The sequence below is a fragment of the Phocaeicola acetigenes genome, from assembly GCF_027529745.1.
Taxonomy (GTDB): Bacteria; Bacteroidota; Bacteroidia; order Bacteroidales; family Bacteroidaceae; genus Phocaeicola; species Phocaeicola acetigenes.
Map to the genome: position 1 here is coordinate 64776 of NZ_JAPZVM010000011.1, position 16251 is coordinate 81026.

Below are 16251 nucleotides of genomic sequence, written 5' to 3' on the forward strand. Positions count from 1 at the left end.
TAGCGAAAAAACAGCCACTCTTTCCTTCTTTCAATATTCATTTTTTATCTCAGAATAATTTAAACGATAAGAGTAAAAGGAATCTGTAAAGATATTTAATGCTATTAAAGCATAAGATTAAGAAATCTGATTCATTCTAACAAAAACGAACCACAATAATTAAAGCCGTATAAAAACGAAAAGTGATTCATTTGCATGAATATATTCAAAATCATATCTTTGTAAAATAGAAATAACATTATCCTTATCAAATATGAAAATACTATATATTTTAAAGGGATCATTTGAATCTTTTCTTTCTTATCCTAATATATTATGAAAGGTATCGTTTTAGCCGGCGGTAGCGGTACACGTTTATACCCTATCACCAAGGGAGTAAGTAAACAGATGCTCCCTGTTTTTGACAAACCGATGATTTACTATCCAATCTCTGTATTGATGCTGGCCGGCATCCGCGAGATTCTGATTATCTCTACACCACAGGATCTTCCGGGATTCCAGCGTCTGCTGGGCGACGGAAGCAACTTCGGTGTACGCTTTGAGTACGCAGAACAGCCTTCTCCCGACGGTCTGGCACAGGCTTTCATTATTGGGGAGAAATTCATTGGAAACGACTCGGCCTGTCTGGTGCTGGGTGACAACATCTTCCACGGGAATGGATTCAGCGCCATGCTGCACGAAGCAGTACGCACTGCAGAAGATGAACAGAAAGCTACCGTATTCGGCTACTGGGTAAGCGATCCGGAACGATACGGGGTGGCTGACTTCGACAAGGACGGAAACTGTCTGTCGATAGAGGAAAAGCCGCTTCACCCGAAATCAAACTATGCGGTAGTGGGACTGTATTTCTACCCGAACAAGGTGGTGGAAGTAGCGAAAGGTATCAAGCCATCGGCTCGCGGAGAGCTGGAAATTACGACTGTGAACCAGCGGTTCCTGGAAGACGGGGAACTGAAGGTACAGACTCTGGGACGTGGTTTTGCATGGCTGGATACGGGAACACACGACTCACTGGCAGAAGCTTCTACCTACATTGAAGTGATAGAGAAACGTCAGGGACTGAAAGTGGCGTGTCTGGAAGGTATTGCTTTCCGTAAGGGATGGATTACTGCAGACAAACTGCGTGAGGAAGCCCAGCCGATGCTGAAGAATCAGTACGGACAATATCTGCTGAAAGTGATTGAAGAAGTGGAACGCACAGGTAAAGAAAACTTGGATTGATATGAATGTAATTAAAACGGATATAGAAGGTGTGGTGATTATCGAACCGCGCCTGTTTAAAGACGACAGAGGGTATTTCTTCGAATCGTTCTCGGAACGGAACTTCAACGAACAGGTACGTACCGTGAAGTTTGTACAGGATAATGAAAGCAAATCGGGTTACGGTGTGCTGCGCGGACTGCACTTTCAGAAACCGCCCTATGCACAGAGCAAACTGGTGCGTGTCATCAAGGGGGCTGTACTGGATGTGGCTGTGGACATCCGCAAGGGTTCGCCGACTTTCGGAAAGCATGTGGCTGTGGAACTGACTGAGGAGAATCACCGCCAGTTCTTCATCCCGCGCGGATTTGCACACGGTTTCAGTGTACTGACTCCGGAAGTGATTTTCCAGTATAAGTGCGACAACTTCTATGCACCGCAGAGCGAAGGAGCACTGGCATGGGATGATCCGGACCTGAATATCGACTGGGGTGTACCGGCGGATAAGGTGATTCTGTCTGAAAAAGACAAGCATCATCCCCGACTGAAGGATGCCGACTGGCTGTTTGATTACAACGAAGATCTATACAAATAATAAGAGGAAGGAAACAATCATGAATATTTTAGTGACAGGCGCAAACGGTCAGCTGGGCCATGAAATGCGTATCATAAGCAAAAATACAGGATATCGCTTTCTGTTTACCGATGTGGTGGAAGCGGAAGGTGTGGAAACAACTTTGCTGGACATGACAGATGCCGATGCGGTATACGGGATGGTGAAGAAGGAAAAGATTGACTGTATTGTAAACTGTGCGGCTTATACCAATGTGGACAAGGCAGAGAGTGATGTAGAGCTGTGCCGGAAACTGAATGCTGAAGCTCCCAGGATTCTGGCGGAAGCCATGAAGGAGGCAGGAGGACTGCTGGTACAGGTGTCTACCGACTATGTATTCGGAGGGGATCCGTATAATACACCTTGCCGCGAAGAACAGAAAGGTACACCGACCGGTGTATACGGACAGACCAAGCTGGAGGGAGAACAGTTTATCGAAGCAACCGGATGCGACCATGTGATTCTGCGTACGGCATGGCTGTACTCGGAGTTCGGCAGAAACTTCGTGAAGACCATGCTGAACCTGACTGCTACCAAGCCGGCACTGAATGTGGTGTTCGACCAGGCGGGTACTCCAACCTATGCACTGGATCTGGCTGTAGCCATCAAGGCGGTACTGGATGACTATGCTGCCGAACACCCCAAGCAGGGATACAGCAAGACGGGAATTTACCACTTCAGCAACGAAGGGGTATGTTCGTGGTACGACTTTACCAAACGGATTGCAGAGCTGGCTGGAAATACGGGATGTGATATCCAGCCGTGTCACAGCAATGAATTTCCAAGCCCGGTGACAAGACCGGCATATTCGGTACTCGACAAAACAAAAATCAAACAGACTTTCGGTCTGAAGATTCCATACTGGACAGATTCGCTGAAAGTATGTATGGCTAATATGGATACGCTGAAAAAATAACGATTCAAAAAACGACTAGTAATTATGGAACAATTTAAACGCAATATTATCGTAACCGGCGGTGCCGGATTTATCGGAAGCCATGTGGTACGCCTGTTTGTAAACAAGTATCCGGAGTATCGCATCATCAATCTGGACAAACTGACTTATGCAGGTAACCTGGCCAATCTGAAGGATATCGAGAACCAGCCGAACTATGTGTTCGTAAAGGCGGATATCTGTGACTTCGACAAGATGATGGAACTGATGCAGCAGTATCATGTGGACGGTATCATCCATCTGGCTGCAGAAAGCCATGTAGACCGCAGTATCAAGGATCCGTTTACCTTTGCACGTACCAATGTAATGGGTACACTGGCTCTGCTGCAGGCTGCCAAACTGTACTGGGAAGGATTACCTGAAAAATATAAGGGAAAACGTTTCTACCACATCTCTACCGATGAGGTGTACGGTGCGCTGGAGATGACACATCCGGAAGGTATCGAGCCTCCATTCACTACTACGGCTTCTTCTTCGGAGCATCACCTGGCATACGGTAAGGATTTCTTCTACGAAGATACCAAGTATAATCCGCACAGCCCCTACTCGGCTTCGAAAGCAAGTTCGGACCATTTTGTCCGTGCATTCCACGATACATACGGTATGCCGACTATCGTAACCAACTGCTCGAACAACTACGGACCGTATCAGTTCCCTGAAAAGCTGATTCCGCTGTTCATCAACAACATTCGTCACCGCAAGCCGTTGCCGGTATACGGTAAGGGAGAAAACGTGCGCGACTGGCTGTTTGTAGAAGATCATGCACGTGCGATTGATGTGATTTTCCACAACGGAAAGATTGCGGAAACATACAACATCGGCGGTTTCAATGAATGGAAAAACATCGACATCATCAAGGTGGTAATCAATACTGTAGACCGTCTTCTGGGCAGAAAAGAAGGTGAAGATATGGATCTGATTACCTACGTGACCGACCGTCTGGGACACGACATGCGTTATGCCATCGACTCCACCAAGCTTCAGAAAGAACTGGGATGGGAACCAAGCCTGCAGTTTGAAGAGGGTATCGAAAAGACTGTACGCTGGTATCTGAACAACCAGGAATGGATGGATAATGTGACTTCGGGTGACTATCAGAAGTATTATGAGGATATGTATAAAGGAAAATAAACTATATACACATAACAAACAAAAAGAAGCCAGTACAAGAAAAAACTAAAATACTGGCTTCTTTAACTAATCCAAGCACTAGAAAATAGTGTTTTAAGAAGTGAATGATTCTTATACAATGCCCTACAAAACCATAAGTAACTATATACATCAAAAGAATTTACTATCTTTGTAACCTTATATCACGAATAAATAAAATTCCTACATGAAAGAATTTTTCCAAATGATGCGGCGATTTATCTCGCCCTACAAAAAATATGTATTCGGTGCTATCATACTGAATATATTATCAGCTATATTCAATGTATTCTCCTTCTCACTTCTCATTCCTATTTTAAATATCTTATTTAAAACAAGTGATGCACAAGTGGTCTATCAATATATGGAATGGGGAAGCGGCGAACTAAAAGATGTAGCCATCAATAACTTCTATTATTACGTATCTCAACTGATTGAGATATTTGGACCAGCTACTACACTATTATGGTTAGGACTCTTTCTGGCAGGAATGACTCTTCTTAAGACAGCCTGTTATTTTGGTTCTACCGCCATTATGGTTCCTTTGCGTACCGGAGTAGTACGTGATATCCGCATTATGGTCTATTCAAAAGTCATGTATTTGCCACTCAGTTTCTTGTCCGAGGAACGCAAAGGTGATATCATTGCCCGTATGAGTGGAGACGTAGGAGAGATTGAAAACTCCATTACCAGCTCACTCGACATGATACTGAAGAACCCTATCCTGATTCTTTCTTATTTCACAACTCTGGTTATAACCAGTTGGCAACTCACACTATTTACCATTATTGTACTTCCTGCTATGGGATGGGTAATGGGGCGTGTAGGTAGAAAACTAAAGCGCCAATCCTTAGAGGCACAGAACAAATGGAGTGAAACCATGTCGCAATTAGAAGAAACATTAGGAGGAATGCGTATCATCAAGGCCTTTATTGCGGAAGAAAAAATGATACAACGCTTTGTAAAATGCAGTAATGAATATCGTGATGCCGTCAATAGAGTCGCTATGCGTCAAAGTCTTGCACATCCGGTCAGTGAATTTTTAGGTACCGTACTAATTGTTCTTGTTCTTTGGTTTGGAGGCTCTCTTATCCTAAATGCAAGTTCTACAATCAACGCATCTACCTTCATTTTTTACATGGTAATTCTTTACAGTGTTATTAACCCTCTGAAAGATTTATCAAAAGCAAGCTACAATATACCAAGAGGGCTGGCTTCCATGGAACGCGTGGATAAGATTCTGAAAGCCCCCAATAACATCGTAGAACGCCCGGACGCAGTTCATATTCACGAAATGAAAGAGGGCCTGGAGTTTCGTCATATATCCTTCAGTTACGGTACCCACGAAGTATTACACGATGTCAGCTTACATGTCCGTAAAGGGGAAACCATTGCTTTAGTTGGACAAAGTGGTTCAGGAAAATCTACATTGGTTGACTTAGTTCCTCGCTTTCACGATGTACAGCAAGGTGAAATCCTGATCGATGGCATCAATATCAAGGATGTGCAAGTTATGGATTTACGCGGACTGATAGGAAACGTAAATCAAGAAGCCATCCTGTTCAACGATAGCTTCTTCAATAATATTGCCTTCGGAGTAGAAAATGCTACCATGGAGCAGGTGATAGAAGCAGCTAAAATAGCCAATGCACACGACTTTATTATGGAAACAGAAAAGGGATACGACACCAACATCGGAGACCGCGGATGCCGTCTATCAGGAGGACAACGCCAACGCATCTCTATTGCCCGCGCCATCTTGAAGAACCCAGCTATCCTAATATTGGATGAAGCCACTTCTGCTCTTGATACAGAAAGCGAACGTCTGGTACAAGAAGCATTGGAACGTCTGATGAAAACACGTACTACCATCGCCATTGCCCACCGCCTTTCTACCATCAAGAACGCTGACCGCATTTACGTATTATACGAAGGTCGTATTGTAGAAAGCGGAAAACACGACGAACTAGTTCAAAAGAACGGCTACTACAAACGCCTGCACGACATGCAAGCATTATAACAAGCCCGCTTACCCTTATTGTAAATTATACCTTTATCCTTCATGTACAATTCGGCTATAAATTGTACATGAAGGATAAATTATATAAAGCAATCTGAAAAGGAAAAGTAATCAATGATTTCAAAATCCGATATCAACAATAGCACTCCCCTCTCCCTCCACAAATACTATCAACATTCTCCAAACAATCTATCTTCTTTCCATTACAGTCACAAAAATCCGACTCTCTACAAGAAGAAATAATCATCTAAATCATACAGCCTCAACAAAATAAATCGACCTCAATAGAAAAATATGAGTAACAGAATTATTATAACAAGAAAAATAAAGGTAATTTTTTTTACTCTTTTATGCAGTCTTTTCATATTTTTTCTATTATTCTTTATAAATACCATTCAAATCATATAACTTTGTATTCAAATAATTATAACACCATAAAAATGAACAAGAGTATTCCTATAGTAAGTGTCATAGTACCGAACTATAACTATGCAAAGTTCTTGGATCAACGCATTGCGTCTATTTTAAATCAGACTTACACAAACTATGAATTGATTTTATTGGATGATGCCTCTACAGACAACAGCGCAGAGGTTTTGAAAAAATATCAAGATAATCCTCATGTTTCACAAATTATAATCAATGAGCACAATAGTGGAAGCCCTTTTAAACAATGGATGAAAGGTATTTCACTGGCAAAAGGAGAATGGATATGGATTGCAGAGGCAGACGACTTATGTGAACCTACCTTCTTGGAAACTTGTATGCGCTATATAGAAATGGATAAAGGAAATACCTCAATCTGTAATGTAGGCAGTGTATACATTGACAGTAAAGGCAAAAATATCAACCGAGCTGTCCAGACATGGGAGAAAAACGAAAAGCAGGTTTCAGCCATCAGTTTTGACGGTAAAAAATTTGCAGAATTCATTTTATACTGGTCGAATAAAGTCCCCAATGCAAGTGGAGTTGTATTCAGAAAAGAATATGCACTGCGTATTCAAGACCCTACATGGACTACAATGAGATATTGTGGCGACTGGCTTTTCTGGTTCGAAATGGTATTGCAAGGAAATGCCATACAGGTGTATAAGATTCTGAATTACTTCAGAATACATAACTCACAAACATCCAAAGGAATATCAAGCGGACAAAATATAGTAGAATCACTCAAAGTGGCTCTCTATATCCGAAAGAAAATTCCATCTATAGGATATGATAAATCTCGCCAGAAATATGGACGAGAAGCAAGAATAATCAGACATTTAAAGGACAAAGCGATACAAAACAAAATAAAGAAAGAATACCAGCAAATGCTCCATTCTTCTTTTCTGAAGAACTACTTGTACTATAAACTACATAGGCATTTAAGATTCTTGCCTATGATTTCTTCAGAAGAGAAAGAAAAGAAAAAAGCATTGAAATATAGCCGTATTTTAGAATAAGCGGTCTCTTTTAATCGTGATTATCCACGGACATACCCATCTTAAATATTTATTCATATGGAAAAGTCTCAAGTCTGAGGCTTTTCCTCCTAGTTTCTCATAAAGATACTGGCTAAGTTCGGTCTGTTTCTCTACACTTCGTACCTTCTTTATTTTCCGATAAAGCTGTCCATGAGCCAGTCGACGCTTGTAAGTACTCATATCAGGGAAAGCCTGTTCCATTAATACATAGGTATCAATATCCTCTTTTATCCGGTTCCCCGTACTAACTCCTTCTACACTTACCTTTGCTGTATGCTGACGGAAATAATTCAATTTTTTATAGATCTCAATCATATCTCCATGCAACAGCATTTGAAACCAAAAATACCAATCTCCACTATATCTCATGCTTAAGAATGCAGTATCTGATAGTTTAATAGCATAAGAACGGCGAAATAGTACTCCGCTGGCATTAGCAACACAACAATTCCAATACATATTATGCTCTGCATAAGCTTTACCCGAAAATCTGCTAGCCGATACAGCCAGCCTTTTCTTTCCCCAGTAATTGGCTTCTTGCGGCAATATGCTACCTTTTTCATCTATATACTTTGAAGCTGTCATACAAACAGATATATTGGAATATTTCTGCACCTGCTCTACACAGGTTTCCAAAAAGTCAGGCTCACACAAATCGTCTGCTTCTGCAATCCATACCCACTCTCCTTTTGCCAGTGAAATACCCTTCATCCATTGTTTAAAAGGACTTCCTGTATTCTTCTCGTTCACTACGAAATGGGAGACATGAGGATTATCTTTATATTGGTTCAATACCTCCACACTATTGTCTGTAGACGCATCATCTAAAAGAATCAGCTCGAAATCCTGAAATGTCTGATTCAGAATAGACAATAAACGCTCGTTCAGATAACGCGCATAATTATAATTAGGTACAACAACGCTGACAATTGGAGTTTTCTTGTCCATATACATTATTTTTATACAAAAGCAAAGTTACATAAATTATTCATTGCCATCATACTATAAAAACAGCATGAAAATACAGTCTTTCTAATCAACTAATTTTTCTATATCCACCGGATAAGCAGAAGAAAATTTTCGGGCAAACAGATAAGGAGAGGTTCTCAATTCCTCCATATCACTTTCTTTCCATACATAAGGGGAACCACGTTGCCAATCAATAGCCCTCATACTCCCATTCAACACATCAGATGAATCATAAATATTCGCCCTAAATGGAGAATTCCAGATAAGCGTCTGAATAAATATTTCATCGGGACACAGTGTATATTTGAAAGTATGCATCACATTATCTTTATTTTCAATCAAATAACGGCAAAAGTCATTAGTAATACTCACCCAGTTAAACCCTTTACAGAACTCATAGTCATGTTTTCTCTTAAATCGGGTAACTTTTTGCAGAGCCAAAAATACATTTCTCACAAAAGCAGTAAAGCCATGTATTACCACAGAGCCCTCTTTAAAATAGCGAGTAAACAAATAATATCTATATACTTTACGGTATACATCTTTACGATGGCTTGGCTCATTCCAGAATCCAATAAATTCTTTTCCCGCATGTTTCTGAAAAAATTCATGGATATAATCTTGTGTCTTAATCGGTAAATCAACTCCCGACAACAAGTGATAATAAGCATACGGTCCATTTTGCAACGCAGTTTCAAACAGCAGATATTCTACTTCAACCTGAGAAAGATCACCCCAATGTACCGCTATACGATTTTGCAGAATTACCAATTTGCCTTTCTTTAACTGAAAATCCTTGAACTGATTGAATAATTCAACGGCACGGACATCCACATGCAAATAAATATCATTACGCTCATCATCAAGCATGAGCAATAATGTTTTTAAAACGTCAGGCTCATTATGAGCGATTATCAGGTATGCATGTTTCATATCTTCCAACTATTTGTTCAGGTTCTTGAAATAATCTGCCATTGTAGAGTCTTCATGTATATAGCCGTCTGCCTGCAGCCGGTCGAACACATTTGTACCTATCACTCTGTCATACTCTTCATTCAGCTTGCCTTCCTTATACAGAGCATAAAAGTAACGCCAGTGTCGTCCACCGTGCTTACTAGGGTTCTGTTCCAACTGTTTTCCCCCATTAATCATCTTTTCAAGGAATTGGCTGCGTCCACGAATATTATAATGGTAAATATGTACATCACTTGTTCCTGTACGCTTAGGAAACATCGCCACTTTATGGTTACCCATTGAAATCTGGATATACCCTTTTGTACGATGCATCACTTTCGGAATCTGACGGGCAAACAGAGAATAGCGAGACAAATCGTAGGCAGCAATATCTTCTACGGGATCTACGGTATATTTCCACTCTTCCAACCTTTTATTTTCTTCCGGATAGACACACTTCATACTGCATTTTATCACATTGGCCGATGTTTTCTGTAGCGCCTCTTTCAGCGAACCGGAAGCCGGATACCAGAATTCATCTGCGTCGGCATTAATCACCCAGTTGGCTTTATAAACGGTCTTGGCACGCCACACCATCCGGTCTACCCATATTTTCTGACGGTAATCGGTAGCTTTTTCTTCGATAATCTCCTTTATCCAGCCTTTCTCTTTATACTTACGCAAGATTTCCGGAGTACGGTCTGTAGAGTTATTGTCAGTCACAATAAAGAAATCCACTCCCTTCTCTTTATGGAAGATAAGGTTCTGTTCCAGTATATCCTCTTCGTTCTTTACCAGCAAAGTCATGCAGACCAGCGGGCGACTCACCTTTCCCAAAAAGAAAGGCAACTCTACTATCGCATAGACAATCTTCTTCAAAAGCAACAACACGTCCATAAGCTTATCAGTTAATTGATACTTTAATCCATCCTTCGGGATAAATATAAGGAGTCTCTACATAACGGAACCAGCGTTCGGGCACAATGACCGTTTTGTCTTTATGAGCATCGAGCCATGCTCCCCACCAGCTGAATGTACTGTTACAGATGATATGATGACGGCAATGGCTCATAAGCATCATATCCTGCCAGCTGTCGTTTCCCTTATTCCAGTCAATATACACAGCATTATCCAAAGGAAGGTTTTCCTTTACCCATTCCAAATCATCGGAAAACACATAAAACACCGGACTCTTCAACCGGCTCTTTATTTCGGCAATTGCATTCCGGTAATACGGAAGCTGGCAAACACTCCCCGTATTCTCCCAGTGCTTCGGCTCCAGATAATCTCCACGGCGCACATGAAGCGATACAGAATTTACATCATTATCCATACGTGCAGCCATCTGTACAGAACGGTCGCTCGCTTTCGACATATCGAATGCAAAAGCCTTACGTACCTCTTGCTCTATATCAGAGAAAAATCGTTCGGACTGATAGAATCCTTTAAAATAGATAAACGGCCAGGCATAAGGCTTCCAAAATGCATCCAGACTTTTTTGCTTCCGTTCCAATATCGTCTTGAAAAACAGAAATTCCAGTACTTTTTTCCAAGTACGGTTCATACAAAACTCTACCTGAGGCAAAGCAAACACCCGGTTCATCTCGTATCCATGATGCACGTGATAGTGCATCATATCCGACAAGTCAATCCGTGTATTGGCAAAGCGCTGCTTCATTTTCAAATAAAAAGCATATATAAACATCTGGTTGCCTAAGCCACCTGTCATCTTTATCAGTCTCATATCTGGGCATTATTATACTTCAAAATCAGTTTCAAACACTCTTGGGCATCAAATCCCCTTGCTTTGGCATATTCGTCGGCAAGAATTTCAAACATTTCGGGAGTACCGGGCAATCGTTCGAAGTTACGACAACCTTCCTCCATTCCCACCTCACGGAAACGGATTCGGTTCAAATCGATAATTTCCACCTCTACTCCCTTCGCCGTTTTACGGAACAGAATATTCCCACGTGAATAGTCTTTATGCAGATATCCTCTTTCGTGCAAAGCTGCTGTAGTACGGGCAATGGCACGCAGAATTTCTTCTTGTCCCGGATAGTCACCACGCATCAGATGCACATACGAGTACGGACATTCAGACTTCAGGCTAACGTAATAGCTTCGTGTAAACAGCAAACCATTCCGCTCTGTATAATAGGCTACAGGAGCCGGACTTCCAATACCTTCTTTCCGCAGCATATCGGCATACTCGAACGAACGCTGAGCTTTGGAAGACCGGAATAGTCCGTATGCAATCCGGTTAATCAGATTGGGCACACGAAATGATTTAATAACTACCGATGTACCGTCCCAGTTCATTTCGCGCAGTTCATTTCTTCCCTTATAAATCACAGTCCCTATATCCTGACGGAACAATACCGGCAAAGCCTTTACATAATCTGTCAGTCCGGAATATTCCTTGCTCACCACCACTTTACGGGGATGAAACAGACGATAGATGCGATTAAGCAATACCGACCACGAACGGTAATACCGCAACGGACCTCCCAGTTCGCGCTCGAAGAACTCCGGATGACGCCGGTTGAGCGTAGCTATTACATGGCGCTTCAACTTACGATCTGTGACCCGTTTCGACACATTCCGTATACGATAATGCAGACCTATATCAGGAAGTTTTACCACTTTACCGCCGTTTTTCAAGACGCCAATCCAAAACTCCCAGTCTTCACGAGCTATAATGTCTTCACAATATCCTCCCGTACGTTCCCAGTCCGTCCTGCGATACAATGCACAAGTATCCATGATATTTTTCCGGGCCAGCAAATGCAGGGAAAAACAAGGCAGTTTCCATTCTCCGGTACGTTCTCCAAAAAAATCAGCACGAGGAGCGACCACCTTTACCGAAGAGTCGGCCAGAATAGCAGCTACCGCTTCCGATATCAGATTCGGTTCAATCAGATTATCAGCATCGACCGGAAGAATAAATTCTCCGTGTGACAGACGAACAGCATGATTACGGGCTGCACAGGCGCCTCCATTGGGCTGGGTATAAGCCTTCACACGTGCATCTTTGGCAGCATATTCACAAGCCACCCGATAGGATGCATCTTTCGACCCGTCGTCTACTACCACCACCTCAAAATTGGGATAATCGGAAGCCAATATGGAGTCGAGTGTTTCAGGAAGAAAAAGCTCCATGTTGTACACAGGTACCACAACAGATACCAAAGGGGTTTTATCCATACGCCCGTCTAATTAAATTTTATCCAATCCTTTTGTGTATTTCAGCCAATAATATTTCAGCGGATTCTTATATTTCAACTGCTTCCACGGACGGCTTCCATGCGGACGGTGCCATACGGGAAGAGTAGTAAACAAATAATTCCGGAATCCCTGTTTCAATGCTTCATGCGAAATGGTTACATCGTACCAGTTCTTGGAAGGATCCAGCTGACGGAAATCGAAAGCACGCAAAAACTCCGGAGTCAGCAGTGAGCAGCAGAAGCTGCAATGTTTCTTTTCTGCATATACCTTTCCTTCATTGCCTTTTGCATGAAGATAAGGATAATTAATGACCCCATTCTCATCCACAGTAACAGCAGCTGCAATGGCACAACCTTCACGTTCGGCAGCTCCATCGTACAAATCCTGAAGCGTATTCGGTTTGACTACTACATCCGATTCTACGATAAGCAATCCGGCATCGGCCGCAATAGCCTCCTGCTGAGAACGCTGCAAAACCAACAAATAATTGGGAGAAGGATGTGTAGTAATATCCGACAAGTTGACCAGACGGAAATTCAATTCTTTCGATGCTTCTTCCAGGCGTCTGGTATTTTCTTCGGTACTGAAATCATTGTACACTGTATAAGTGAAAGGCACTCGGATATCTGAGTTGACAATTGCACGGATAGTTTCGAGCGTAAAGTCAATCGAATCTTTTACGGGGGTTATAATATGCAGACATTTCATATCGAAATAATTAAACAGATACGTGTTAAAGAAGTGCTACTTAAACACAATAACTTAGCACTTATTCTATGCAAAATTAATAAAAATTCAATGAATGTCAAATTTGAAGAAAGATTTCATTTTATCCGTTTATAATGTGAAAAAGGCTACCTTTGCAACACTAAACAAATACAACTCATGAAAGTAATCATCGACAATAAAATCCCTTACATAAAGGGGGTGATTGAACAGATGGCCGACGAGGTCATTTACCTGCCGGGACAAGCATTTACTCCCGACATTGTACGAGATGCAGATGCGCTGATTACACGCACCCGTACCCGCTGCAACCGTGAACTGCTGGAGGGCAGTAAGGTACGATTTATCGGTACTGCCACCATCGGGTTCGACCACATTGATACTGAATATTGCCGTGAGGCAGGAATTACCTGGAGCAATTGTCCGGGATGCAATGCCGGTGCGGTAGAACAGTACATTCACTCTGTGTTACTATTGCTTCAGAAGGAACGGAATGTGAATTTGTCACACTCTTGTATAGGAATTGTGGGAGTAGGACATGTAGGCAGCAGAATCCAGCACCTGGCCGAACGGTTGGGTATGAGAGTATTGCTCAATGACCCCCCGCGTGCAGCACAGGGAGAAAAAGGTTTTGTGGACCTGCAGACAATAGCCCGAGAATGCGACATTATCACCCTGCATACTCCGCTGATAAGAGAGGGGAAATATCCTACCTTTCACCTGGCCGATGATGACTTTTTCCAAAGTTTACAGAAGCACCCCTACCTCATCAACACCTCACGAGGAGAAGTGGTCGAGACTACTTCCATTCTTCAGGCACTTAAAAGCAAACAAATTGCCGGAGCTGTCATTGATGTATGGGAGAATGAACCCCATATCAGTTTAGACTTGCTGCACCGTGTATTTATCGGTACTCCGCATATCGCCGGATATTCTGCCGATGGGAAAGCCAATGCCACCCGCATGGTACTGGATGCTTTCTGCCGCTTTTTCGGTATACAAAAGGAGTTCTGTATTTCTTTACCTCAACCGGAGTATAATCTGCAAGATACCGATGAAGACATTCATCAGTTGCAGATGTACAATCCGCAACACGATTTCGAAACATTACTTGCACATCCGGAGAAGTTTGAACAGCTACGTGGTGACTATCCTTTACGGAGAGAATAACGACTGCTCCAAAAGTATTCTTCCGTCTGGTTTATCCGGCTTCGGAAATATCAGATTTTCCATTGATATTCCATTTATCATTTTGTCATTTTGATATTTCCGAAGCTTAAAAACAGGGCTTTTCAGAGCCGAAGGAAACAGGATTGGATTTCAAGGCTGTTTTTTAAGGGTATATCAAATCACAAAGACAGCATTTCCTGTAAAATAAAAGCAAAAGAAGATACACAAACTGAAAGCACGCGCATAAGACTGAATAAAAGGCATAATTTCTATCGGAAAGACAATTTATTTTTAACAGAATAAAATGATAGTTTACCGATAAAAAAGCACAAATTTCTTCATCTTTTCACACTATTAGTCACAACACCGTACGCTATCAGTCACGTAAGCTACCGTTACAAGTCGCACAAGCCACCGATACCTGTATCGCAAAGCTTCAAGACAAACCTTCTTCCGTGGTCTCACAACCCTTATTTTCCTGCTATAAAGCATGTTTTGAGCCTTTTTTGAGGAGTTTTTAGCCCTTTTTGCATGTTAAAAAGAACTAAATTCACAAAGTATCAGTTAGCAAAAAAGAAGAAAAGCGCACATTTGGGCACCAAATATGCGCTTTTCCTATCAATTGTATTTTTCAGGACAAGCCGGAAGGCAGACTGTCTTTATCCGAAACAAATCCCCATACGACGGCCTTGCACCACCAAATCATTGTCTTCTGTAACCAGCTTCAATTTTCCGGCTACCTCTCCCAACGGCACGGAAGTAATCTCCGAGCCATGCAAAGAAACCATCCGTCCGAACTGCCCACCGGCTATCAGTTCTGTGGCGTGTCCTCCCATCCGGGTAGCCAGATTGCGGTCGAATGCAGTAGGACTTCCTCCACGCTGTATATATCCCAAAACGGTTTCACGTGTTTCAAAACCAGTTTCATATTCTATTTCTTCAGCTATATACTGGGCCGCTTTTTTCCCATTTACTGTAGGAATTCCTTCCGCCACTACAACAATAGAATATGGCTTTCCTTTTTTCAGACGATTGATAATCGTATCGCCTATATTGTGAATATCAAAAGGAATTTCAGGCAACAAAATAATATCGCCTCCTCCGGCCATACCGGAATACAAGGCAATCCATCCTGCTTTATGTCCCATCACTTCAATGACCATCACCCGCTGATGTGCGCTGGCCGTAGAATGCAGACGGTCTATGGCATCGGTAGCAATCGATACAGCAGAATCGAAGCCAAAAGAAACATCCGTTCCCCATACGTCATTGTCGATGGTCTTGGGTATCGATACCACATTTACACCAGTATCCGCCAACTTTGCAGCAGTTTTCTGGGTACCATTTCCTCCAATGCAAACAATACAATCCAACTGGTGCTTCTCGATTGTTTTCAACATCATAGCCGGCTTGTCTTCTGTCAGAGTATTGTTCTTCCGTTTAAAAGGCTTCTCCCGGGAAGTTCCTAAAATGGTACCTCCCATATTCAACAAACCAGTTAAAGAACCTTCTGTCAAAGGAATCACATCATCGTCTACCAGCCCTCTGAATCCGCTGTGGATACCGAAGACTTCCATCCCGTAATGATTCATTGCCGTTTTACAAACGCCTCGGATTGTCGCATTTATTCCCGGACAATCGCCTCCAGATGTCAAAATACCTATTCGCATGGTCGTATATGTTTATCAGCGTAAAATTACAAGAAAAAAATATAGAATTGTAAATTCTCAAAAAAAAATAATGACACCATCTTTAATTAATAGAAATAACCTACCTTTGCGATTATGAATTTGTAAAACAG

Annotated in this window: 14 protein-coding genes; 7 read left to right on the top strand and 7 right to left on the bottom strand. The window is 42.0% G+C overall.

Annotated features, from left to right (window positions below; translation table 11 throughout):
• Positions 1-315: 315 nt before the first annotated feature.
• The 6 genes from rfbA to O6P32_RS11685 all read left to right on the top strand — a co-directional run bounded on the left by rfbA (position 316) and on the right by O6P32_RS11685 (position 7382).
• On the top strand, positions 316-1221 hold the full coding sequence (rfbA, locus tag O6P32_RS11660; RefSeq protein ID WP_269878672.1) for a glucose-1-phosphate thymidylyltransferase RfbA: 906 nt from the start codon (positions 316-318) through the stop codon (positions 1219-1221).
• Position 1222: 1 nt separating this feature from the next.
• Complete coding sequence (gene rfbC, locus O6P32_RS11665) at positions 1223-1795, top strand: dTDP-4-dehydrorhamnose 3,5-epimerase (protein ID WP_178267100.1); 573 nt, start codon at positions 1223-1225, stop codon at positions 1793-1795.
• 19 nt (positions 1796-1814) lie between these two features.
• Positions 1815-2729 (top strand): dTDP-4-dehydrorhamnose reductase, encoded by a 915-nt coding sequence (gene rfbD, locus O6P32_RS11670; protein WP_269878674.1) that lies wholly within the window; start codon positions 1815-1817, stop codon positions 2727-2729.
• A gap of 24 nt (positions 2730-2753) precedes the next feature.
• The gene (locus tag O6P32_RS11675; RefSeq protein ID WP_269878675.1) at positions 2754-3899 is read left to right on the top strand and encodes a dTDP-glucose 4,6-dehydratase; all 1146 of its coding nucleotides are present in this window, start codon (positions 2754-2756) and stop codon (positions 3897-3899) included.
• A 205-nt stretch (positions 3900-4104) separates the two neighbouring features.
• A complete protein-coding gene (locus O6P32_RS11680) occupies positions 4105-5937 on the top strand; it encodes an ABC transporter ATP-binding protein (RefSeq protein ID WP_269878676.1) in 1833 nt (610 codons plus the stop codon).
• 440 nt (positions 5938-6377) lie between these two features.
• Complete coding sequence (locus O6P32_RS11685) at positions 6378-7382, top strand: glycosyltransferase family 2 protein (RefSeq protein ID WP_269878677.1); 1005 nt, start codon at positions 6378-6380, stop codon at positions 7380-7382.
• Here O6P32_RS11685 and O6P32_RS11690 read toward each other — a convergent pair.
• From O6P32_RS11690 to O6P32_RS11715, 6 genes are all read right to left on the bottom strand, one after another.
• Positions 7374-8351: a glycosyltransferase family 2 protein gene (locus O6P32_RS11690; protein WP_269878678.1), complete on the bottom strand. Its 978-nt coding sequence runs from the start codon at positions 8349-8351 to the stop codon at positions 7374-7376. The two genes, O6P32_RS11685 and O6P32_RS11690, sit on opposite strands and share 9 nt — an antisense overlap.
• A gap of 84 nt (positions 8352-8435) precedes the next feature.
• Entirely contained in the window at positions 8436-9305 is an 870-nt protein-coding gene (locus O6P32_RS11695) for a beta-1,6-N-acetylglucosaminyltransferase (RefSeq protein ID WP_269878679.1), read from the bottom strand.
• Between the two features lie 9 nt (positions 9306-9314).
• Positions 9315-10223, bottom strand: coding sequence for a glycosyltransferase family 2 protein (locus tag O6P32_RS11700; RefSeq protein ID WP_269878680.1), 909 nt, complete (start codon positions 10221-10223; stop codon positions 9315-9317).
• Positions 10224-10230: 7 nt separating this feature from the next.
• Entirely contained in the window at positions 10231-11070 is an 840-nt protein-coding gene (locus tag O6P32_RS11705) for an alpha-1,2-fucosyltransferase (RefSeq protein ID WP_269878682.1), read from the bottom strand.
• Entirely contained in the window at positions 11067-12533 is a 1467-nt protein-coding gene (locus O6P32_RS11710) for a glycosyltransferase (RefSeq protein ID WP_269878683.1), read from the bottom strand. Before O6P32_RS11710 ends, O6P32_RS11705 begins: the two co-directional genes overlap by 4 nt.
• A gap of 12 nt (positions 12534-12545) precedes the next feature.
• Positions 12546-13262, bottom strand: coding sequence for a glycosyltransferase family protein (locus tag O6P32_RS11715; RefSeq protein ID WP_269878684.1), 717 nt, complete (start codon positions 13260-13262; stop codon positions 12546-12548).
• A 177-nt stretch (positions 13263-13439) separates the two neighbouring features.
• On the opposite strand from O6P32_RS11715, the gene pdxB reads away from it, so the two are divergent.
• Positions 13440-14450 carry a 4-phosphoerythronate dehydrogenase PdxB gene (gene pdxB, locus O6P32_RS11720; protein ID WP_269878685.1) on the top strand — a complete coding sequence of 337 codons (1011 nt, stop codon included), beginning with the start codon at positions 13440-13442 and terminating at the stop codon, positions 14448-14450.
• 659 nt (positions 14451-15109) lie between these two features.
• On the opposite strand, the gene O6P32_RS11725 is transcribed toward pdxB, so the two are convergent.
• Complete coding sequence (locus O6P32_RS11725; protein WP_269878686.1) at positions 15110-16120, bottom strand: ATP-dependent 6-phosphofructokinase; 1011 nt, start codon at positions 16118-16120, stop codon at positions 15110-15112.
• Positions 16121-16251: the final 131 nt, after the last annotated feature.

Excerpts from the sequence above, each read along its gene's own strand:
- O6P32_RS11690 (WP_269878678.1), bottom strand. The coding sequence starts at position 8,351 with ATGGACAAGAAAACTCCAATTGTCAGCGTTGTTGTACCTAATTATAAT.
- O6P32_RS11685 (WP_269878677.1), top strand. The coding sequence starts at position 6,378 with ATGAACAAGAGTATTCCTATAGTAAGTGTCATAGTACCGAACTATAAC.
- O6P32_RS11715 (WP_269878684.1), bottom strand. The coding sequence starts at position 13,262 with ATGAAATGTCTGCATATTATAACCCCCGTAAAAGATTCGATTGACTTT.
- O6P32_RS11710 (WP_269878683.1), bottom strand. The coding sequence starts at position 12,533 with ATGGATAAAACCCCTTTGGTATCTGTTGTGGTACCTGTGTACAACATG.
- pdxB (WP_269878685.1), top strand. The coding sequence starts at position 13,440 with ATGAAAGTAATCATCGACAATAAAATCCCTTACATAAAGGGGGTGATT.
- rfbC (WP_178267100.1), top strand. The coding sequence starts at position 1,223 with ATGAATGTAATTAAAACGGATATAGAAGGTGTGGTGATTATCGAACCG.
- O6P32_RS11695 (WP_269878679.1), bottom strand. The coding sequence starts at position 9,305 with ATGAAACATGCATACCTGATAATCGCTCATAATGAGCCTGACGTTTTA.
- O6P32_RS11680 (WP_269878676.1), top strand. The coding sequence starts at position 4,105 with ATGAAAGAATTTTTCCAAATGATGCGGCGATTTATCTCGCCCTACAAA.
- rfbA (WP_269878672.1), top strand. The coding sequence starts at position 316 with ATGAAAGGTATCGTTTTAGCCGGCGGTAGCGGTACACGTTTATACCCT.
- O6P32_RS11705 (WP_269878682.1), bottom strand. The coding sequence starts at position 11,070 with ATGAGACTGATAAAGATGACAGGTGGCTTAGGCAACCAGATGTTTATA.
- O6P32_RS11675 (WP_269878675.1), top strand. The coding sequence starts at position 2,754 with ATGGAACAATTTAAACGCAATATTATCGTAACCGGCGGTGCCGGATTT.
- O6P32_RS11725 (WP_269878686.1), bottom strand. The coding sequence starts at position 16,120 with ATGCGAATAGGTATTTTGACATCTGGAGGCGATTGTCCGGGAATAAAT.
- O6P32_RS11700 (WP_269878680.1), bottom strand. The coding sequence starts at position 10,223 with ATGGACGTGTTGTTGCTTTTGAAGAAGATTGTCTATGCGATAGTAGAG.
- rfbD (WP_269878674.1), top strand. The coding sequence starts at position 1,815 with ATGAATATTTTAGTGACAGGCGCAAACGGTCAGCTGGGCCATGAAATG.